14 protein-coding genes and 8 pseudogenes are annotated in these 20437 nt (G+C 68.2%); 7 read left to right on the top strand and 15 right to left on the bottom strand.

From position 1 onward, the window contains the following. Positions 1-19: 19 nt before the first annotated feature. The gene (locus AB0N07_RS37100; protein ID WP_365842901.1) at positions 20-1447 is read left to right on the top strand and encodes a cellulose binding domain-containing protein; all 1428 of its coding nucleotides are present in this window, start codon (positions 20-22) and stop codon (positions 1445-1447) included. Positions 1448-1618: 171 nt separating this feature from the next. Here AB0N07_RS37100 and AB0N07_RS37095 read toward each other — a convergent pair. The 5 genes and pseudogenes from AB0N07_RS37095 to AB0N07_RS37075 all read right to left on the bottom strand — a co-directional run bounded on the left by AB0N07_RS37095 (position 1619) and on the right by AB0N07_RS37075 (position 4926). Further along, positions 1619-2175: pseudogene (locus tag AB0N07_RS37095) on the bottom strand (transposase). A gap of 53 nt (positions 2176-2228) precedes the next feature. Next, positions 2229-2291, bottom strand: coding sequence for a hypothetical protein (locus AB0N07_RS37090; protein ID WP_365842919.1), 63 nt, complete (start codon positions 2289-2291; stop codon positions 2229-2231). 96 nt (positions 2292-2387) lie between these two features. Then, on the bottom strand, positions 2388-2711 hold the full coding sequence (locus tag AB0N07_RS37085) for a helix-turn-helix domain-containing protein (RefSeq protein WP_365842899.1): 324 nt from the start codon (positions 2709-2711) through the stop codon (positions 2388-2390). A 64-nt stretch (positions 2712-2775) separates the two neighbouring features. After that, positions 2776-3120, bottom strand: a pseudogene (locus AB0N07_RS37080) (transposase); the annotation flags it as partial. Positions 3121-3270: 150 nt separating this feature from the next. Further along, a pseudogene (locus AB0N07_RS37075) lies at positions 3271-4926 on the bottom strand (IS1182 family transposase). Between the two features lie 184 nt (positions 4927-5110). Between AB0N07_RS37075 and AB0N07_RS37070 the strand changes: the two are divergent. Continuing rightward, a pseudogene (locus AB0N07_RS37070) lies at positions 5111-5193 on the top strand (IS5/IS1182 family transposase); the annotation flags it as partial. On the opposite strand, the pseudogene AB0N07_RS37065 reads toward AB0N07_RS37070, so the two are convergent. The 3 genes and pseudogenes from AB0N07_RS37065 to AB0N07_RS37055 all read right to left on the bottom strand — a co-directional run. Then, positions 5194-5475: pseudogene (locus AB0N07_RS37065) on the bottom strand (transposase family protein); the annotation flags it as partial. A gap of 448 nt (positions 5476-5923) precedes the next feature. Next, positions 5924-6136 carry a hypothetical protein gene (locus AB0N07_RS37060; protein WP_365842897.1) on the bottom strand — a complete coding sequence of 71 codons (213 nt, stop codon included), beginning with the start codon at positions 6134-6136 and terminating at the stop codon, positions 5924-5926. A 486-nt stretch (positions 6137-6622) separates the two neighbouring features. Then, entirely contained in the window at positions 6623-7921 is a 1299-nt protein-coding gene (locus AB0N07_RS37055; RefSeq protein ID WP_365842895.1) for a cysteine/serine endopeptidase inhibitor, read from the bottom strand. Positions 7922-8456: 535 nt separating this feature from the next. Here AB0N07_RS37055 and AB0N07_RS37050 point away from each other — a divergent pair. Next, positions 8457-8795 (top strand): annotated as a pseudogene (locus AB0N07_RS37050) (ISAzo13 family transposase); the annotation flags it as partial. Between the two features lie 2 nt (positions 8796-8797). Here AB0N07_RS37050 and AB0N07_RS37045 read toward each other — a convergent pair. After that, positions 8798-9097: pseudogene (locus tag AB0N07_RS37045) on the bottom strand (transposase); the annotation flags it as partial. On the opposite strand from AB0N07_RS37045, the pseudogene AB0N07_RS37040 reads away from it, so the two are divergent. Next, positions 9093-9552, top strand: a pseudogene (locus tag AB0N07_RS37040) (FAD-dependent oxidoreductase); the annotation flags it as partial. The pseudogenes AB0N07_RS37045 and AB0N07_RS37040 sit on opposite strands and share 5 nt — an antisense overlap. Positions 9553-10027: 475 nt before the next feature. Here the strand turns inward: AB0N07_RS37040 and AB0N07_RS37035 are convergent. From AB0N07_RS37035 to AB0N07_RS37010, 6 genes are all read right to left on the bottom strand, one after another. Continuing rightward, positions 10028-10816: an enoyl-CoA hydratase/isomerase family protein gene (locus AB0N07_RS37035; protein WP_365842893.1), complete on the bottom strand. Its 789-nt coding sequence runs from the start codon at positions 10814-10816 to the stop codon at positions 10028-10030. Next, the gene (locus AB0N07_RS37030) at positions 10813-12075 is read right to left on the bottom strand and encodes a cytochrome P450 (protein ID WP_365842891.1); all 1263 of its coding nucleotides are present in this window, start codon (positions 12073-12075) and stop codon (positions 10813-10815) included. Before AB0N07_RS37030 ends, AB0N07_RS37035 begins: the two co-directional genes overlap by 4 nt. Positions 12076-12558: 483 nt before the next feature. Then, entirely contained in the window at positions 12559-13665 is a 1107-nt protein-coding gene (locus AB0N07_RS37025) for an FAD-dependent oxidoreductase (protein WP_365842889.1), read from the bottom strand. Between the two features lie 206 nt (positions 13666-13871). Next, positions 13872-14258 carry a YbaB/EbfC family nucleoid-associated protein gene (locus AB0N07_RS37020; protein WP_365842887.1) on the bottom strand — a complete coding sequence of 129 codons (387 nt, stop codon included), beginning with the start codon at positions 14256-14258 and terminating at the stop codon, positions 13872-13874. A gap of 181 nt (positions 14259-14439) precedes the next feature. After that, entirely contained in the window at positions 14440-15363 is a 924-nt protein-coding gene (locus tag AB0N07_RS37015) for a TauD/TfdA family dioxygenase (RefSeq protein ID WP_365842885.1), read from the bottom strand. Positions 15364-15731: 368 nt separating this feature from the next. Beyond that, positions 15732-16499, bottom strand: a complete 768-nt coding sequence (locus AB0N07_RS37010) for a type VII secretion system-associated protein (RefSeq protein WP_365842883.1) — start codon at positions 16497-16499, stop codon at positions 15732-15734. An 824-nt stretch (positions 16500-17323) separates the two neighbouring features. Between AB0N07_RS37010 and AB0N07_RS37005 the strand changes: the two genes are divergently transcribed. The 3 genes from AB0N07_RS37005 (at position 17324) to AB0N07_RS36995 (ending at position 20381) form a co-directional block, all read left to right on the top strand. Then, complete coding sequence (locus tag AB0N07_RS37005; protein WP_365842881.1) at positions 17324-18244, top strand: hypothetical protein; 921 nt, start codon at positions 17324-17326, stop codon at positions 18242-18244. Next, on the top strand, positions 18241-19284 hold the full coding sequence (locus tag AB0N07_RS37000; RefSeq protein WP_365842879.1) for an FAD-dependent oxidoreductase: 1044 nt from the start codon (positions 18241-18243) through the stop codon (positions 19282-19284). The genes AB0N07_RS37005 and AB0N07_RS37000 overlap by 4 nt, the downstream gene beginning before the upstream one ends. Before the next feature lie 176 nt (positions 19285-19460). Continuing rightward, positions 19461-20381, top strand: coding sequence for a hypothetical protein (locus tag AB0N07_RS36995; protein ID WP_365842877.1), 921 nt, complete (start codon positions 19461-19463; stop codon positions 20379-20381). Positions 20382-20437 lie beyond the last annotated feature (56 nt).

Below are 20437 nucleotides of genomic sequence, written 5' to 3'. Positions count from 1 at the left end.
GGATGTCAGTGGCAGGGCGATGATCTGGACTTCTGTCGCGGCGGTGGTCGGCGCGGCGGCGGTCGGCGGCGGTGCAATGCTGAACGTCGGATCCGCGGAGCCGGCCGCGGTGGGTGCGGCGTTCTCCAAGACCTCCGAGTGGGAGACGGGCTATACAGGGCAGTACGTCGTCACCAACAACACCCAGGAGACGAAGTGGGACTGGTCCCTGGAGTTCGACGTGCCCCAAGGTGCCCAGATCACCGCCGTATGGGACGCCTCGTGGACCATGAACGGGCAGCACCTGAGCGTGAAGCCTCCACAGTGGGACACGGATGGCCTTGCGGCGGGCAAGTCGGCGACCGTCGGTTTCGTGGTGCATGGGACCACCGGTGATCCCATGAACTGCTCGATCGACGGGTCGCCGTGCGCGGGCGAAGGCGGAGGGCAGCCCGCGCCGACGGACAGCGCGCCGCCGCCCCAGCCCCCTCCGACGACCACGGCGCCCCCGACCACCCAGCCTCCGGAGCCGACCGGTCCCGCACCCACGGCCCCGCCGCCCCGGCACAGCATGGCCGACTTCTCCCCATACGTCGACACATCGCTCTATCCGGCCTTCGACCTGCTGTCCGCCGCCGACACCACCGGCGTCAAGACCTACCGCCTCGCCTTCATCACCGACGGCGGCAACTGCACGCCGAAGTGGGGCGGGACAACCGACCTGGCGAACAACGCGGTGGCCGGGCAGATCGGGGCGCTGCGCGGCAGAGGCGGCGACGTCCGAGTCTCCTTCGGCGGTGCGAACGGCATCGAACTGGGGCTCGCATGCCAGTCGACGGACGCGCTGGCGGAGGCGTACGGCAAGGTGGTGGACGAGTACAACCTGACCAAGGTCGACTTCGACATCGAGGGAGGCTCGCTGGGAGACGCTGCGGCGAACACGCGCCGCGCCCAAGCGATCGCCAAGCTCCAGCAGCAGCGGCCGAACCTGGACATCTCCTTCACCCTTCCGGTCATGCCGGACGGTCTGACGCAGATCGGTGTCGACCTCCTGTCCGACGCGAAGAACAACGGAGTACACGTCGGAACTGTCAACATCATGGCGATGGACTACGGCACCTCCTTCAGCGGCGACATGGGCGACTACGCCGAACAGGCGGCCACCGCCACCCATGACCAGGTCAAGGAGGTACTGGGCCTGGACGACGACGCGGCTTGGAAGGCGCTCGTCATCACCCCGATGATCGGCGTCAATGACGTGACGACCGAGGTCTTCAAGGTGGAGGACGCCACCCATCTCGTGGAGTTCGCCAAGTCCAAGGGCCTGGGCGGCCTCTCCATGTGGTCCAGCACCCGCGACAAGCCGTGCCCCCAGGGGCCGAAGCCCGCGGCGGATCCGACATGCAGCTCCATCCAGCAGGAGGCGAACGCGTTCGCGAAGGCATTCGCGGCCTACGACAGCCAGTAAGCGGCGCCAGCACCGCCACAACACCGGCAGCGCCCCCACACATGGCCCTGCCACAGACGGCGCGACACATCCACCGCGCGCTCCGTGACCACCGGCTCCGTGTCGGATACCTGAGGCAGGCGCCCCTGGGGCCCGTACCCCGACCGGACCAGCACTCCGCTTCACTGATTCCTACTGACTTGTTCGAGTTGTTGTCGTGTCGGGGGCGAGGCTGAGTCCGGTGCCGGCAAGGCAGCCGTCGATGAGGTCGGGGCGGAGTTGAATGTGGCGGAGTCCGCGGCGGAGGGTGCGTTCGACGTGGTCGTCGTCGGTGAAGGCGGTGTTGGCCATGGGGCCGCGCCGCAACAGTGACCAGACACCCTCGACTGGGTTCAAGTCGGTGCGTATGAGGGCAGTTGGACGATGGTGAGCCAGTCGTGGTCGTGCGCGTAGTCGCGCATGCCGGCTGCCCGATGGGTGTTGAGATTGCCCCAGATCAAGACGATGGGAGCCTTGAGCTGAACGTGCGCGCGCACGACCAGGTCGCGGTACTCGCTCCAGGCGAAGGTGTCACGTCCCTTGCCCCGGTGCTTGCAGTGGCGGCGCGGTCGGTAGATCAGCCGGGAGGATTCGCCCGGCCGGTAGCAGCACATGGCGGCGATCGACCAGCGGCGCCAGGAGCGGCCCCCGTACCCGCACCACGGGTGTCTGCCGCGGCGGCCCCAGGTGCGGGCGCGCGGCGGGGTCATCGAGAATCCGGCCTGGTCCTCGAACACGATGTACGCGCCCAGCGCCGCCGCGGTCATTCCACCTGCGGCCACACGTCCTTCTTCCACAAACCCACGGCCTGCTCGTCGCGTTCCAGCGCGCGGCGGGCCGGAGACTGCCAGGACCAGCCGTTGCCGGTGCAGCGGCCGCCACACGCCCGCAGACGAGCAGTCGATGTCCAACCTCCAGGCGATCAGCGCTCTGAACGTGCCAGGGTCCACCGCTGGTCCTCCCAGCCGTGCTCGGCCGGCCCGAAGGCCAACTCCTTTTCCAGCTCGGCGAACTGGCCGTCGGACACCTTGGGAAGTTTCGCCGGCCCCGTGGAGGCGAGGGCGTCCATCCCGCCCTCCTGCCAGGCACGGCGCCAGCGCTCCACCGACCGCTCGCTCACCCGCAGATCCTTCGCGATCACCGCGGTCCTCTCACCGCACGCGAACCGCTCACCGGCCTGGTACCGGATCCGCTCACGAAACCGCCGCCGCTCGGCGGTCAGCCCGCCACCCTGCGCGTACCGCATACCACCGGCCTACCGCAGGGATCAGCATCCGACAACAGCCCGAAGAGATCAGTAATGTCGTCTGTCAAGCAGCGAGGGCCCGTGGCGGGGTGAGTTCGTAGCGCCGTCCGTCTCGTAGGAGTGCCCAGAGGACGTTGACTCGGCGGCGGGCAAGGGCGAGGACAGCCTGGGTGTGGCGTCTACCCTCGGCGCGTTTGCGGTCGTAGGATCGGCGCGATTCTTCGCAGTGCCGGATGCTGAACAACGCCGAGGTGTAGAAGACGCGTTGGAGGCGGCGGTTGAATCGCTGCGGGCGGCGCAAGTTGCCGCTGATCTTCCCGGAGTCGCGGGGCACCGGGGCGACGCCGCCGAAACCGGCGAGACGGTCGGCGGTGCCGAAGGCGCTCATGTCGCCACCGATCCACGTGATGGTCCACGAAGCGCTACGGACAAGGCTCCCGAGCTCGGCACTGGCCAGTCTGTGAAGCAGGAACCCGGCAGCCGGGCGACCGGCCAAGCCGCCTGCCAAAGGAATCCCAGTCCTTCAGGACTCCGTTGGGAAATCCGTTAACCGGGCTGTTCAGGCCGCCAGGTCGAGTGCGGTGAGGTGGGAGGTTCTGGTTGTGCCGAGTGGTGTGTCGGTGAGCCAGGCGTCGAGGCGGATGATGTTGAGTGCGGTGGCGGCGAGGACGTTGCCGAGGTGGGTCTTGGCCAGCCCGGTGTAGCGGGTGCGACGGATGCCGGTGCGGCGGACGGCCTGCGAGATGGTCCCCTCGACGCCAACCCGGACGTTGTAACGGGCCTTCCATTCCTCGGTTTCCTGCTCGGCGCGCCGCTGCCACAAGGCCTGCTGCTGCTCGCGGGGTCGCAGGGTGAGGGTGCGGCCCCACTTGTGGTTCTTCGCGGTGGTGCAGTCGGTGCGGCGTGGGCAGGGTGCGCAGTCGGCGGCCGCGAAGTGGACCTGGCTGATCGGGATCCCGGTGGGTCGGCGCTGGTCGGAGCAGCTGACGTTGGTTGTCCCCTGCGGGCAGGTGACCTGCTTGGTGTCCCAGTCCACATCGAAGGCGCTTTGGGGGATGTGCCCGGCTTCCGATCGGCCGTGGACGGTGTCCGCGCCGACCGGTCCGAGTAGTTCGATCCGGTGCCGGTCGCGGGCGGTGACGATGTGGGCGGCGGTGACGTAGCCGGCATCCACCACATGCTCGCCGGGAAGTAACTCACGTGCGGCCAGGCCCAGATGGACAGTCTCGGTCACCTCGGTGTCGGCGACGGTGGCATCCGTGGTGACCACGTGGGTGACCAGATGCGGAGCCTCGGGCTCGCAGGTCTCGGTCAGATGGGTCTTGAACCCGACCCAGCCCGAACCGCGCTTGACGCTGTAGCGGGCATCGGTGTCGTAGGGCGAGGACAGGCGGCGTCTGCCCGGCGGGAGGTCCTTTGCCTCCCGCCAACGCACCCCCTTCCCGTCCCGGTGGTACTGCTCCACCCAGGCCCGGCGCAGGACCTGGACCGCGGGGACCTCCCGCAGCCAGGCGGGTGCGCCGGGCTCGAACACGGCCTGCAGGAGGGTGAAGCCGTCCCGGCCGACCTGCTCAGCCCACTCGGCCCGCACGTTGTCGCCCTTCGGGAACCGGTAGGAATCGATTCGGGCGCCGTAGCGCTTGGCTCACTCGGCCGTGACCTGACCGGTCAGCCACTGCGGGGCGGCTGCGGCCAAGGCCTCCAAAGCGGCGCGCAGGGTCTCGCCGACGAACTCCATCCGGTTCAGCACCCGCACCGAGGCCACAACGTGCGTGGAATCGGTGCGCGCCCGGCCGCCCGCGCGCAGCAGTCCCAGCTCGGAGCATGTGGAAAGGACCAGGTCAAGGACCTTCTCCTCCAGGCCGTGCTCGACCAGCCGGGCCCGGAAGGCGCCCAGGACCGTGAAGTCGAACCCGCGATCGTCCAGCTCCAGACCGAGCAGGAACTTCCAGTCGATGCGGGCCCGAACCTGCTCGGCGGCCTGCCGGTCGCTGAGCCCCTCCGCGTACTGCAGCACCGACACCAGCGCGAGTGCTCCCGGTGAAATGGCCGGCCGCCCCCGTGCCGGAAACGCCTGGGCGAACGACTCGTCCTGGAACAACGGGCCGAGCGTCTCGCGGATCCGGACCGCCAGCGTGCCCTTCGGGAACGAGGCCCTCACCACCCGCGCGGTCAGCTCCGGCACCCCGACATCGCGCCGCGACTCCAGCGACACCCGACCCCCTTGATCGACGACAAGCCGATCCTGACAGCCGGGCCCATCCAGCAAGACCGGATTGCGGATTTCCCAACGGAGTCCTTCAGGACCGGGAGGATGCAAATCTCAACCATGCCGCTCGGGGGCCTCGTTGGTCGTCCATCCTGCCGCACTCGACCTGCCGCATGCGCTCGTGGAGTGAGTGCCCATGCTCTCGTCACCCGGGAGGGGGACCGGCGCTGCAAGCTCCGCCAGTCCCAACGCGCGATGGTGGCACTGGTGTACCAGCCACAACAGCTGGCCGCCCGGATCGGTGACCACCTGCACATTCACGCCGTGCCGGCGGTGCTTGGCCGAGTAGTCGGCCCGTCTGTCGCCGACCCGGTCGCACTCGGCGAGGGTGCCGTCCAGCAGAACGAAGTCTGCATCGGCCTCGTGCAGGACCTTCAGCAGACCCGGCGCAGGTTCGGCGAGCAGGCGGATGACCGCGCTGGTGTAGGCGTGGGCGGTGGACGCGCTGATCCCGAACCCGGCAGCGATTTTCGCCAGAGTGGTGTGTTCACACAGCTCACCCGCATTGCTGGGTCGGGCGCACGACCTGACCGCTGCCCGCACCCAAGGCGGGCCAGTGACTCGGTGTGGTGCATGACCTGGGAGGGAGTGGGCTGGCGCACATAGACGTACGCATCTCTGGAGCGGTGCGAGGGCCGTACCTTGTCCACGGACAGCAGCAGGGCTGGACCGAGCACGCCGGGCGACGATTCAGTGTTCATCATCGGCCTCCTCGTCGCCCGGCCGGCGAGGCCGCCGCGGGCGATCAGCCTGGCCAGCAGCACGAGAGCCTGGCCGCGGGCGGCTTCGGAAGGTTTTGCCAGCGGCAATCCGGACTCGGTACATCATCGAGGCCCAGGGCAAGTTGGCATGGAGGTGCTACTCCCATGGCACGCAAGTGGGTTCGCCTCTCTGAACCGTGACCGCGGCCAGGACGAGGCGAAACCCACTTGCGCTTACGTGATCAAATGGGCACGTTGTGTGAAGTCGCCAGCTGGCGCACAAGCCGAGGAAGCTCCCGCAACCCGGGCGCATCGAGCACTACGTCCCCACCCGGCGCTTCAGTTTCGGGACCCATGACGTCGGTGACGTCCGCCCGGATCGTTCCCGGCGATCCGTCCGGCAGGCCGACGACCAGCAACAACACGCCGTTCCACCGCTTGAATGACTTCGCCAACAGCAACTTCCCGAACAATGGATGCGTCTCCGCGACGACCCTCACCTCGCACGGCAAGACCGCACGAAGATGTCGCAGTCGATCGCCTTCACTTCCGGCACCAGCAAGACGCACATCGCCCCCTGTCGAACACCGCGCTGGCGGCCGTCCGGCACCGATCGAGCACAGCTTCGCCCCACCTCAAGAACTGGCGCGTCCTCGGCAAGGTACGCACCGACCCCGCCTGGGCGACCGCCCTGGTCTGGGCCTTGCTGGTCGTCACGAACCGCGAAGTCGCCCGATGACCGACGATCTTCACCAAAGTCACCTGCCAGCAACCAGCACGAGCATTCCGATGCCCACGCACACCAGCCCGTGACCAGCAACTTCAGCTTGCACACCTCTCACTGGAGATCCCTGAGCTAATCAGAGACGCTGCCTGCCCAGGAGAACACGTCCGTCCGCGGCCGGCAGTCCCTCTGAGTGAATACCGTTACCCAGGCCGGATCAGCCGCCGCAGACGCCGTCGTCCTTCCACACGGCCCAGGAGGTCGAGCCGCCCGGTACCGCGCCGCTGGCGTAGAAGATCGCGGTGTACTTGTGACCCTCAAAGGAGACCACGTCACCGGGGACGTACCCATGGGTGCCGCTCCACGCGGACGGGCAGCTGCCGCCCTCACCGCCGGAGTCGCTTCCGCCGGCGGCCGCGAGCGTGACCAAGAGGCTGCTGGACTCACCCGACACGTTCCCGGCCGCGTCAAGCGCCACGACGGTGAAGGTGTGGGGGGCGTTCCCAGACAGCCCGCCGACCACGGCACTGGTGTTCGTGCCCACGGAGATCTTGGAGCCGTCGACATGGACCTCGTAGCCGGTCACGCCGACGTTGTCGCCAAAGGCGTCCCAGGCCAGCGACACACTGGTCGGCGTCTGCCCAGTCAAGCGCAGTTTCGCGGGCGCCGACGGTGCCTTCGTGTCCCCGCTGCAGTTCCCGCTGCCGGTGGCTGGGCTGCTGGTCGTCATGCTGCCGGTGGCTGGGCCGCTTGTTGCTGGGCTGTTGGTGGTCGCGCTGGTGGGGTCGGGGCTGCAGGTGTTCCCGCTGCAGGGGTCTGGGCTGTTGGTGGGGTCGGGGCTGCTGGTCGTCGTGCTGCCGGTGGCTGGGCCGCTTGTTGCTGGGCTGTTGGTGGTCGCGCTGGTGGGGTCGGGGCTGCAGGTGTTCCCGCTGCAGGGGTCTGGGCTGTTGGTGGGGTCGGGGCTGCTGGTCGTCGTGCTGCCGGTGGCTGGGCCGCTTGTTACTGGGCTGTTGGTGGGGTCGGGGCTGTTGGTGGTCGTAGTGGTGGTCGCGCTGCAGGTGTCCCCGCCGTTGGTGTTGACGAGCTTCCAGGTGATGCCGGTGACGACGCCTTCGTCCAGGTTGGCCAGCTTCTGGAAGGCGGGCTTGCTCAGGTCGATGTGCTCGGCCGAACAAGTCGGGCACTTGTCCTTGACCGGCACGGTGATCGTTTTTCCGTTGTAGGTGACCTCGACGGACACGCCTTTGCAGAGGTCGTCGTTGTTCGGGTTGGCGGCATTGGCCCACAACGGGGCTGGGAGCGCGACGAATTCCTCGGTGGCGGCGTTGATGTGGGTGCCGCACGCCCCATTTCCAGCGTCGTCGTACCAAGTCATCTTGCCGGTTCGGGATTCGCCGACGGGTGCCGCGGACAGGTCCTGGCCCTTGCCGAAGTCGGCCTGCGCGAGCGCGATGGCGCCCAGCAGGCCGACGACAGACGTGACGGTGATGCCGGTGCGTTTCAGACCATGCTGCATACGTCCTCCTCGAGCGTGGCCGCCCTCTGGGGTGGACCGGGGACGATGGCTCCGAGGGGCGGCTTCACGCCATAAACGGGGACAGGCGGCCGAGCGGTTCAATCCGACGAGTTGGTAGAGGCGACTCCAGGAAGAGGGTGGCCTGCTCGACGGAGACCGTGACCCCGAACGTGCCATGCGCCGCATGATGAAGGAAGGGAACAGCCCCGAGCGAGCCATGCGCCGCAGCACCCGCCAGGCCAACGCCCTCGGCTTCACCGTCCGCCTCGATCCCATCGAGGCAGCCTGAACACACCCCACCAATCACCCCATTGACCTGGGATCAACTTTCAACTTTGGACCAGAGCCACTCAGACGAGTACGCGGACATGCGGGAGTGACCGCAGTTTGAAGCCCACGCAGCAGGACTGCCTGCTGACGAACACGAAGCAGCTGACCGGCGCAGAGCGCCGGAGTCCCTCGAGGTTGAGACATGTGCTTAGGGCGTGCAGATCTTTAACCCGTGGCTTCCCGTTCGATGGGTCGTTGCTCTGGTATGGGTGGGCTGGGAGTACAACGGGCCGTGCTGGCGGCGAAGTTCGGGGCGATCCTGCCGCACCTCGACGAGCGACAGCGTCGTCTGCTGATAGGAGCGGAGGCCCGGTCACTCGGGCACGGAGGAATCAGAGCGGTCGCCCAGGCCGCCGGTGTTCGTGAGGCCACTGTTTCGCTCGGGGTTCGGGAACTCGACTCTGGTGAGGCTCCGTTGGGGCGGGTCCGCAGGGCCGGCGGTGGCCGCAAACGCGTCGTCGACCTGAACCCAGCCGTTCGGGAGGCGCTCCTCATGCTGGTCGAGCCCGACGTCCGCGGAGATCCCATGTCACCGCTTCGCTTTCGTCAAGCGAGGTGTGGGGTTCTGGGTTCGTAGAAGGTGCCGTCGCGGAGCATCGCGAACAGCACGTTGATCCGTTGCCGGGCCAGACGGAGCAGCGCCTGGGTGTGGGGCTTTCCTCTGGCCCGGCATTTGTCGTAGTAGGTGCGGGAGGCGGGATCGTGCAGGGCTGCGAACTCTGACAGGAACATCGCCCGCTTGAGCTGCCGGTTGCCGCCGCGGGGTGCGTGTTCGCCGTGGATCGAGGTCCCGGAGGATTTGGTCGTGGGGGCGAGGCCGGCATAGGAGGCCAGGTGAGCGGCGGTCGTCAGCTACCTGGACGTGCTGCGCGACCGGGTGCCGGTGGGCGAGCGGGTGGCGATCCTCGGGGCGGACGGTATCGGGTTCGACACCGCGCTCTACCTGACCGACCGTTCACCTCCTCCAGCGCAGGACCAGCAAGGTCGGCGCCGGTCTCGGCGCGACCACGGGGTGGATCCACCGGGCCGAGCTGACGCACCGCGGGGTCAGCATGGTCGCGGCAGTGACGTACCGGCGCATCGACGACGAGGGTCTGCATGTCACGGTCGACGGCAAAAGGGGAGTGATCCCGGTCGACACGGTCGTCCTGCGCACGGGCCAGGAACTTAACCGAAGCCTCTACGAGGAATTGCGCGCGGCCGGGCTGTCGGCCCACCTCATCGGTGGCGCGGACCTCGCCGCAGAACCCGACGCCAAGAGGGCGATCCGCCAGGGCACGGAACTGGGGGCGACGCTCTGATGCCAAGCCGCCTCGGCACTCCGGCAGGTCCGCGGCATACCTTCGGCGACTTCACGCCTCGACGACCGCGTCATGGACGGGAAGCCGGTCGGCTCGAAGTCGTCCCGGAGCTCGCCGGCCTCCTGTACACGTCCGATGACGGTGGTGATCGCGTCGGTGAGCCGGGAGCGGGTGGCACGCAGCTGCTCCTTGCCGTGCGGGCCGTCGAAGAGCACTTCACACAGCCCTGGACTGCCGGCCATGTGTTCTGTGACGTTCACGACGAAACGCACGAAGCCATCCCAGGCGTCATAGGCGTCCAAGCCATCGCCCGCCAGCGCGACCAGACGCTCGATGTCGGCCTCGAAGACCGCCTCGATGATCTCCTCAGGGTCGGCGAAGCGCCGGCAGACGGTGCCGACCCCGACGCCCGCCCGGTGCGCGATGGCGTCGAGCGTGACCGCAAGGCCGCACGAACAGAGGCGTCCCTCGTGTGTCAGTTCGGCGGTCGGCGGGCCCGCCGTGTCTCGCTGACAGCGGCCGCCATCAGCTCGGGGTCGAGGGCGGAGGAGTCGGTCAGGCGTGCGGCGGCGGCATAGGAGTTGAGCATGGCCTTCGTGATCCGCAGTGCGGTTGCCGGCCGGCGGATGATGGGTTTGATCCAGGTCTCGACGGCTGTGTCGAGTTCGGGTGGGGGGACGACCTTCTGCAGGAGCGACAGTGAAAGGGCCTCCTCGGCGTCGAAGGAGCGACCCGTCAGTATGAGTTCGCGGGCGCGGGCGGCACCGGCTTCGCTGATGAAGCGGGACAGCAGCCCGCCCCAGGCGGTGGGCAGGCCCAGTGCGAGTTCGGGCAGTCGGAACGTCGCCGTGTCGGTGCTGACGCGCAGGTCGCAGGCGAGGGCCAGGGCGACGCCCGCGCCGATCGCCTTGCCGTGGACGCGGGCGATGGTGACCGCGGGGTTGCCGGTGAGGCTGTCACAGACGCGGCGGGCCCGGTGCCCGGACGCCCGGATTCCGCTGCCACTGGGGTCCCGGCTCAAGTACGCGGCGTACTCGCTGCGGTCCCCACCGAGGCAGAAGTCCCCACCGGCTCCCGCCAGCACCACCACCTGGATGTGCGGTTCCTGGCGGTCCAGTACTGACTGGAGGTCCTCCAGCATGGCGTCGGTTACGGCGTTGCCCTGGTCAGGGGTGTTGAGTTCGATGGTCAGAACCGGTCCCTGCTGGCGCACTCGCAGTGTTTTCAGCTCGATCTGTGTCTCGAGTTCCGCAGGGTTCGTCATGTGGTCACCCTCAGGGACGTCACTCTTCGGAAGACCATCCGGGGAGCGTAGGCGGGGGCGGAGATCGGGCGCAAAGTCCTGAAACGGCCGAGGAGTTCGGTGAGAAGCGTGCGGGCCTCGAGTCGGGCCAGTGCGGCGCCGATGCAGTAGTGGGCGCCTCCTCCGAACGTCATGTGAGCGCCGTTGCGCAGAATGTCGAAGCGTTCCGGGTTCTCGTTGCGCCGGGGATCGTGAGCGGCCGCGCCGTACATCACGTGGACCATCTCGTCCTTGGCGATCGGTGTGCCGGCCAGGACGGTGTCGTCTGCGGCGATCCGGGTGTTGACGTGGATGGGCGGGTCGTACCGCAGGGCTTCTTCGATCGCATCGTCTATGCGCTGCGGGTTCCGCCACAGCCACCGCCACTGCTCTTCGCTCTGGCCGAGCAGCCAGACGACGTTGGCCAGCAGGGTCGCCGTGGTCTCCAGGGAGGCGGTGGTGATGAACATGGTCAGGTCGTAGACGGTCTCGTCCGCAGCTGCCGGATCGCCGGGGAACTGCTCGTCCCAGTAGCGGATCCAACCGGAGATGACGTTGCTGCCGGGGTCGGCGCGGCGTTCTCGGATGAGGCCGGTGAAGAACTCCCGCATCTCGGCGGTCGCCTGGGCGGAGACGGCGAGTTCGCTCTTCGTGGGAAGCAGTTCCTGGAGGTGGACCTGGCGATGGGTGAAGTCGAGGATGTGCGCGTGGTGGCGTGCGGGGACGTCGAGCCATTCGCCGACGGTGAGGACCGGTAACCGGTCACTGACGATGGGGACGAAGTCGGCCTCGCCGTCACGGCGTATTCGCTCGGCCAGTTCGTCGACGACCCGCTTTGTCTGAGCGGCGATGAGGGGTGCCAGGGCGTCGAGAGTCGTACGGTCGAACAGGTTGCCCAGGGCACGGCGTTGAGATGTGTGGACGGGCGCGTTGAGCCGGAACAGGCCCCGGCTGACGGCCTGGGTGGCGGGTGCCTGCCAGCGTTCGGCGTTGGGCTGGCGTGCCTGCCAGGCCAGGTCCGGGACCAGCCAGTTCCTGCCGCGCAGGACCTCGCTGCAGACGTCGTAGCCGGTGACCAGGTAGCCGCCCCAGGGGGCGGGGACGACATCGCCCAGTGCGCGCAGCTGGTGCCACACTGGCTGGGGGTTGCTCTGGCCCTCGGGAGATCGCAGGCGCCGGAGCAGGGAGATCACGGTTCGGCGGTCGAGGGTGGTGCCGCTCGTGTTGCCAACGGCGGTCACGCGGAGCTCCTCTTGTTTCAGTGAGTCGGGTGTCTGTCGAGCGCCGGCTTGACGATCAGTCCGGCAGGTCGGCTCCATGGACCGGCCATGGTGGAAGAGGCCGGCGTCTTGGACGAGCTCGCCGTCTCAGGGCCGGTCGTCATCCGTTGTGCACCCGGTATCGAGTACTGCCGGATGTCCCGAGCCATGAGGGCGCCCGGCTTGCGCCCCGTTCACAGTCGGAGAACTCGTCGGGCATGTTCATCGCGTTCTCCTGATGAGAGTTCGGAGATGCTGGGACGTACAGCTGCCCCCTGGATGGCGCCAACGGCGACTCCAGGAAGGGCTCGTGTTCAAAGCCGGTCGTTGAGTGAGTGGGGCGTGGAAAGGCCCGCAAGACTTCCCGTGGAGGAATTCCAGTCACAGGGCGGATGACCGGCTGAGCACAACGGGGAAAGCCTGGCTCCCGCTGCGGTACCTCCCAAGAGGTCACGCTTGGCTACGTCATTGGGGGGCCGTGTACCCGAGCTGGCGCCTTATGAATGGGGTCATGAGGGTCTTGGCCTTGGCCACGGTGGTGGTGCGTGTGCCCAGGACGGCGGTGTCGCCACCGGGCACGGGCACGACGGTCACTCCGTCGGCCGAGCCGAAAGGCACGATCAGCGGGGTGCGGACCGCCCGGTAGAGACGGGGCCGCTTGCCGTGCTTGCCGGACATGTTCAGATAGATATCGATGTTGTGGGCGGCGACCTGCGCCTGGGCGATCGCGGCGGGGGTGACCTTGAGTTCAGCGACGTCGTTCACGTCGCCGACCGCGAACACGTCGGACCGGCCCACGACGCGCAGCATCCTGTCAACCTTGACGTGCCCCGTCCTGTTCAGCCAGTCGCCGTGCCCGGCCTGGCGCAACCAGAGAGTGTTGGGGGTGGTGCCCGTCGCCCAGAAGGAGAGGTCGGCGGCGAGGACGGTGCCGCGGGCGTCGCTGTAGGTTCCGACGTTACTTCCGGGGGACATGAAGGTGTTGAGCCGTACGTCGACGTCGTGGGACTCCAGCCAGGCGCGGGCCTTGTGGCCGGCGCGCGCGCTGCCCGTGGAGTGCAGCAGCTCCGGCCCGGAGTGCGTGAGCGTGACCCGGGCGTCCGGGCGCGCGAGGCGGATCTCGGCGCCGAGTTCGACACCGGAGGGGCCGCCCCCGACGACGAGGACGTGCCGGGCGGCCGCGACGCGCTGCTGGTGCTCGGCGAAGGACTTGGCCGCCTCCTCCGGTGTGGTGCCGATAAAGCGCGCCGGCGCCGGGTAGTCCGCACCGGTGGCGAGCACCAGTACGTCGTACGGCAGCCGCTCGCCCGTGGCCAGGGTGACATGCCGCTCGACGGTGTCGATGCCAGCCGCCTCGCCCACGGCGACGCGGCCGTTGCGCAGCAGGCGGTCGTACGGGATGAAGGGGGTCGAGGTCCACTCCGGGCGCACGCCCGCGCGCAGGGAGGCGATGCGGTGGAAGAAGACCTCCTTGCGGTCGACGAGCGTGACCCGCGCGGTCGCATCCAGCCGTTTCGCCAGACGGACGCCCGCGTAACCGCCGCCTATCACCACTACGTTGCCGTCTTGCACAGTGAGTCTCCTGAGCCGGGTGAGGGGGGAACGAACCGGGAACCGGCGGGCAGCGCGGGCCGCACGACCCGGGCGGACCGGTGGAAGACGAGCCGGGACATCAGGGCTCCTCGGGTGTCACACAGGCAGGCGGCACGGCGCCCTCGCCGGGCACGCGACAGCGATACGGCGCCGGAGCGCTCCCCGGCAAGGGCAGGCTTCGGCCGTCACCGGGGGCGGTACTTCGAGAACTGCGGTACGACAGCGGGCTCGCTCTGCCCGCCGTTCAGACCGGCCAGGATGCCCTGCAGGCCCCCGGTGATACCCGAGAAGACCTCCGTGCGCCGCTCGTTCACCGTGTCGTGCGCACTGTCGATGGCCTGCAGAACCAGCACGGCCAGCCGCTCCGCATCATCGGGATCGATCACCGACGGGTCGACACGCAAGTCCACCACCCGGCTCTCACCCGACACGGTCGCCGTGACCATACCGTCCGAACTGTGACCCGTGGCCTCCATGGTCCGCAGGTCGTCCTGCGCACCGGCCACCGCACCCTGCATGCGCCGGGCGCGGTCCGCGAGCGCGGAGAAGTCGATCTGCTCTTCGTCGGGCATACGGCCGCCTTCCGTGTGGAGTGGAGTCCGGAGAGGGAGGGGCGGTCCCACCTGGAGGTGAGATGGCCCCACCTAGAGATACGGACGCGAGGCCCGAACGGGTCCCATCGGTTCGTCACCGCGGTCAGATGATGACGGGCGGCGTGGTCGCGTTGGGGCCCCGCCATCGGGCGGTCTGCTCTCAGCCCTGCTGGACGTTGGCCGCACGCTGCATGCCCCAACGATGGGTAGACATGAACCGGGGATACTCGCGCCCGTTCTCGACGTTGACCCACAGTCGCAGCAAGTGGCGCGTGGTATCCGTCCGGCCGTCGACGTCGTCGCTGTACGCGGCCCGGCTGTGCACCGTGATGTTCTGGTCGACCAGTTGCATGTCGCCGGGTTCGAGGCGCATGGAGACGTGGTTCTCCTCGCGGGCGGCGATCTCCTCAAAGGTGTCCAGGGCCAGCTTCTCCGCCTCGGACTGGAAGAAGCCCAGCTTGGCGAGTGCCGAGTCGGCGAACTGGCGCAGGAAGTAGCGGCAGGTGAGCCGGCCCTCGTGGTAGCCGAAGATCGCGTTCTTGTAGGCGGGGGGCTCCCCTGGGGGCTCATCGCCGCGGTAGTCGTAGAACATGCCCGCGTAGTAGATGCCGAGCAGCTCCGGGGCCTCCTCCAGGATGGTGTTGTAGATCTGCATGGCGCTCGCCACGAAGAACTCGCCACCGTGCTGAGCCTGCTGGAGGCACAGCAGTGCGGCGATGTCGGAAGCGTCGCTGTGGAAAGACAGCGCCTCGTTGGTCTGGTAGCCGCGCACCGTCTTGCTGTCGAGCCGTCCGATGCCGTGGTCCTTGATGGAGACGACGCGTTCGCCGCGGCCGTTCTGCGGCACGGCCGTACCCAGGTGCAGGCCCATCACACCGAACACGGTGCGGGCCTCCTCGGTGCTGAGGCCCTCGATGGGCACTCCCTTGACCACGGCCAGTCCCCGGCCGTTCTCCAGCTCGTCCACGCAGCGCGCGAAAAGATCGGCGGAGCGGGACAGCGGAACGGCGGCGCGGCTCAGCGACCAGACGTCGTCGCCGTTGGCGGAAACCTTCTCGGCGGACTCGATTATTTCCTTCCGCATTTCCTCGTCAAGCACATACGTCCACTGAGAGGAATCCTCGACGTCGGCTCGCTTCCAGGCACTTGGGCCCGTTACCGGATCTTTCAGGATGATAGCCATGAAACCCTCTTGCATTATAGCGGTACATAATGCTGTACCGGCGCTTTGATGTTCCCGACGGATTGTTGTCCCCTCGGCCATGGGCGAGGAACGGCTGGGTGTTGGGCTCGGGTGTGCGGTGGACCGATCGGGCGGGCGTCGAAGTTCTGAGGCGTCCAGGAGGACCGGACGGTTTCCGTCATGGCTGTGATTTCGAAGGCGTGCCCGCGAGTGGGGGGCCTGAGTCGTTGCGGATGCTTTCCGGCTGACGGTGTTGCGGTGCCGCAGGGTCAGAACATGTCGCCTGTCGGGAGGTCGGTGATGCCGACGCTGCCGCTCTTCTCCTCCTTGGCGGGCAGTACGTCGTCCAGGTCACCCGGCCGGCTGTTCTCCTCGTCCTCGTCCTCAGCGGCCTCCACCGCCTCGCGCAGCACATCCGGCTCAAGCGTCATACTGACCGGACCTGACGCGTTCAGGTAGATCAGATGGTCCACGGGGACCTGCTCAAGCAATTCCGGGACCCGGAGCGTCCGGAACGACAGGTGACCCGCGGCGCGCAGGTGGTCCGGCGAGGTGAAGACGGGCACAACGGGCATCTCGTCGTCCGGCGCCACTGCGGTCAGCAACCCACCGCCCGGCGTGACGAAGGCTGCTACGTCGGCCGTGACGAGGGCGCGCGTCACATCCTCCGCGGGGCCGTAACCCGTCACCGCGAGCTGCACCGCCGCGTCCACCGGGTCGGTCGGCTCCGCCCATCCGAGCGCCCTCGGCGAAGGGCGGTAATCCTCGTTGTGCTGCCACTCCACGATCTCGCCGTCCAGGCCGGAGCGCCACTTGCCGACCATGGCCCACTCCGGCGGCACCCCGTCCCCCGACCAGGTGGGGTCGATCATCCAGAACCAGTGATCGGGGGCCTGCCGGGCCGCCTCACGGATGTAGTCGGAAACGGGCGGCATCTCGTTGTCGGCGCCCACGCCCTGCGGAGCACCAGTCTCGGAGTCAGGCTCCGCTTCCTTTTCCTCGAGGGCCGGTGCCTGACTTCCCGACACGCTGCTCATCTCTGCTTCCACCGTCCACTCTTGCCAGGTAATCCCGGATATTCGTCCGGCCCCACTCGGCAGCGCACTGTCGACGGGGGCGGGAAGTCTCCTGTGCCATGCGCTACGACGTTCTTCCGGCTGATACCGAAGGCTCGACTGGCTGCCGCCGCCGCTGTCGAGGGTGATGATCTCCGTGGCGGTACTGATGACGTCGTACCGCCTGGCGGTCGGGCCGCGATGTGCGGGCACGTCGCGGGGTGTATGGCGAAGGGAGAACGTGTCGGAGGTCGGCTTGCACGGCTGCGCCTTCGGCGCGTCGAGCACGGCAGGACCGTACAGCCGTACCACTAGGTCAAGCACAGATCCCCGAACGGGGACCTGTCGGATGTCAGACCCACGCCCTACATTTCGTGGTGCGTGAACCATGGCCGCCCGACGATGGTGTTGGCGCGCCAACAGGCCGTGTCCTGCTCAGCGAGGCAGACGACGCGCTTACATCGGTGGCACAGCGGCCCGCTGAATGTTCCTGCGGCTCAACGTCCACCGTCCGGTCGAAGGCCCACAGCGCCGTAAGGAGCAGATTGCCGACGTGCCGGCTTCGACCCACTCGTCCCGCCGGGCCCCTGGTGGGTGCCCCTGCTGCGGTTCCGGCAGCAGGGGCACCCACTGGGTCGCCATGACCCACCTTCGGACACCCATCCGGATCGTGCTCGCGCTGGTGTCGAGGTCGACGAACGTGACCCCCGTCCTCGGTGACAGGGAATGTCACCTCGCTGGGAAAGAAGGGAAAAGCCTTGTCCGAGGCGGTGCCTGAACGGCACATCGAGATAGCTTGGCCGAGTATGGGTTGCACCGTCACCGCGACACTCGACGGCCGCAATCCTGAGTTGGCTGATGCGCTGTGGGAGTCGCTGCCCTATCAGAGCCTGCAGGGCCACGCGCTGGTGGCGGGAGAACACCTGTATCACGTGGCGCCGATCCACTCGTTGCTGCACCTCCAGCCGTCCCACAAGATCGCTGATCGGCGCGAGGCGCCCGACGGAACGGTGTTCTGTTCCGCGCTGCAGCATCTGAGCATCAAGTACGGCGAGTTGACCGAGCCGATGCCTGCAGCCCCCGTGGGCCGGGTCCGAGCGGAGGACATGTCGGCTCTGCGCAGGGCCGGACAGGCCGTCTGGGAGGCGGTCTACTCCACGAAAAAGCAGATCCTGGTGGAGGTCCGCAAGGCGGACACGGCAGGCGGCCACCGCATCCCCCGACTGGCCGCCGCCGACGCCGACGCGGAGCGGCTGATCCACGAGGTGCACGCCGAGACAGAGCGGATCTGGCTGTCCGAACCTGCCGAGCTCAGCGACATGCACCGGGGGTGGATCCCCTCCGGCGCCGGGACCCACCAGACGGTTCTGCCTACTCTTCTGTTCGTCAACGGTGAGACGCGTCCCCTGGGGTACGCCTCCTACGGCGGCCTGATCCGAGCTGCGATCGCGGACATGCCCATGGACTCCGTGCGTCAGATGGCAATTTTGCTGGTCGGTGTCCCGGCCGAGTTCCTGGGCTACTGCGGTCTGGAGAAGCTGTGGGACTTCACCCAGCGCTTCATGTCCTGCCTGGACCGCCTCGGCCGTGACGACTTTCTGGCGGTGGCGAGGCACATGGCCCTGTACATCAACTGCTTGGGGGGCTGGAACCTGCATCTCTTCCCGTGGGACGCCGCCGACCCGCTGCGTCGGCGGCGCCCCGCCGCAGTGGGGCAGGCGGCATGAGCACCCTGCCCGAACGGACCGAGGCCCTCGTCATCGGCGGAGGGGTCATCGGCACCTCGATCGCGTGCCATCTCGCCGAGGCCGGCGTCGGCACCGTCCTGCTGGAGCGCGCCACGCTCGGATCGGGGGCGTCCGGGGCCACCGCGAAGGTCGTGCGCACCTATTTCCCCGGCGATGCCCGCACGGGCAGCCTCGCCGTCCGCAGCACAGCTGCCTACCACACCTTCGCCGAGCGGACCGGAACTCCTCTCGGCCTGCAACGAGTCGGCTTCATGGTCCTGTTCACCGAAGAAGAGCAGATCGAAGATTTCCGCCGAGACCACGCCGCGCAGCAGGCCGCCGGGGTGGACGTCGAGCTCGTGAGCGCATCCGACGCGGCGCGTCTCAACCCGCTGCTCGCCGAACGCAGCATCCTGGCGGCGGCCTGGTCGCCCGAGGCGTACTCCTGCGACCCCGCAGCAATCGTGCGCGGTTACGCCGCAGCCGCCCAGGAGGCCGGCGCCATCGTGTGCACGGAAAGCCCCGTCATCGCCATTGACCCCGACGGACGGGTCCACACCCCTGCGGGCAGCATCCTCGCCGAGACCGTCATCTGCGCGGCCGGCCCCTGGTCTGCGGCTGTCGGCGCCCTGGCCGACGTCCCCATTCCAGTGACGCCTGAGCCCACTGAACTGCTCCTCACCGACCCACCCGCCGAGCCGCTCACCGCCTTGCCGATGACCATGCACCCCTCCAGACTGCGGATCCGCCCATGGAAGGACCGCATCCTCGTCGGGATGGGCCGCCCCAGACAGGACGAATCCCGCGAGGCATGGCTTCAGCGGCTGTCGCAGCAACTGGGCACCACCTATCCGGCCCTCGCTGGCGTCCGCCTCCACCGAGGGTGGGGTGGTTCCCTCGATGCCAGTTCGAGCGGAGCCGCTCTCATCGGTCGGGATACCTCCCGCCCCTTCCTCTACGCGGCGGGATTCTCCGGCCAGGGACTGTGCCAGGCTCCCGCAGCCGGAGAGCTCGTCCGCGATCTCTATTTCGACACATAACCCGGACTGCCTGCCCCCTCACCACGCAGGGCTGTTTCAAAGTTCCCGTCAGCGCGTGATTCCTCTGGTCACGGCGGCGTGAGGCCGGTTCGGGTCAGGCCGTCACGGACACAGCGAAGCATCTCCTCCGGTTGAACGGGGTGACCTTCCCAAGTCGCCTCGTACCACCGGCTTCGATGTGCCGCCAGTCTGCCACCATCTGCCTGATCAAGTCGCCCGCTCTGGACGGCGTGACCGGATTTTCGCTGGTGGAGCGATTGCGGCTGCTGCCCGATCCGCGTCGCCGCCGAGGCATGCGTCACCCGTTCGTGGCGGTGCTCCTGATCGCCGCCTCCGCGGTGGTCGCCGATCGTATGGGGCTGACCCGTGCCCTGGCCGCCGCACTTCCGCGGGGTGCCGGACCGGGGTGGCGGGACCGGGGGGTGGCGCTGGTCCAGCTGGCCTGCGCGATCGCTCTCGGCGCGACATACGTTCTGGGGGCCGAGCAACTGCAGTACCAGTGGCGTGCGTTGTTCCCGAAGCCGGTTTCGGACAGCACGCTGCGACGCGCCCTGGAGGCGATCGACGCCCCGGTGGCGGCGCGCGTGGAGCGGGTCCGCGCCGTGATACGCCGGGTGGTGTGGACCTGGCTGGCCCTACGGCCCGGCGGCTTTCCCTGGATATCGGTGTGCGGCCGAGAACTGTCCGACCGGTACGTCCCTGGCCCCGACGCCACCGTCGTGACCTGCACCAGCCCGAAAGAAGGGGCGGCAGGCACGTTCAAGGGCACCTGGCGGCATCACCCGCTCCGGGCGTGGGTGGCCAACACCCGCGAGTGCGTGGCCATGCAGCTGCGGGGCCGGCAACGCGGCCGCCAACGACGCCACCGACCACAAGACGGTTCTGGCCGCCGCCCTGCAACAGCTCCCGCTGCCGCTGTGGCCCAAGCTGCTGGTACGGATCAACCGCGCGGCCTTCAGCCACGACATCCACGACCACCTCCAGGCCCTGACCACGAGCCGCAGACGGGGTGCGCCGGGTCACCGGCCGAGCGATCCACACCATGGACCAACAGGCCATTGAACCGCCCCGGTTCGAATAGAGACTCGATTTTATGAAAGGATCGAGTCATGGCACGACCTTCCCGTTACCCGCTTGAGCTCCGCCGTCGTGC

The organism is Streptomyces sp. NPDC051172 (genome assembly GCF_040682555.1).
In the GTDB taxonomy this organism is placed as follows: Bacteria; Actinomycetota; Actinomycetes; order Streptomycetales; family Streptomycetaceae; genus Streptomyces.
This window is presented reverse-complemented; position numbering and strand designations above follow the sequence as displayed.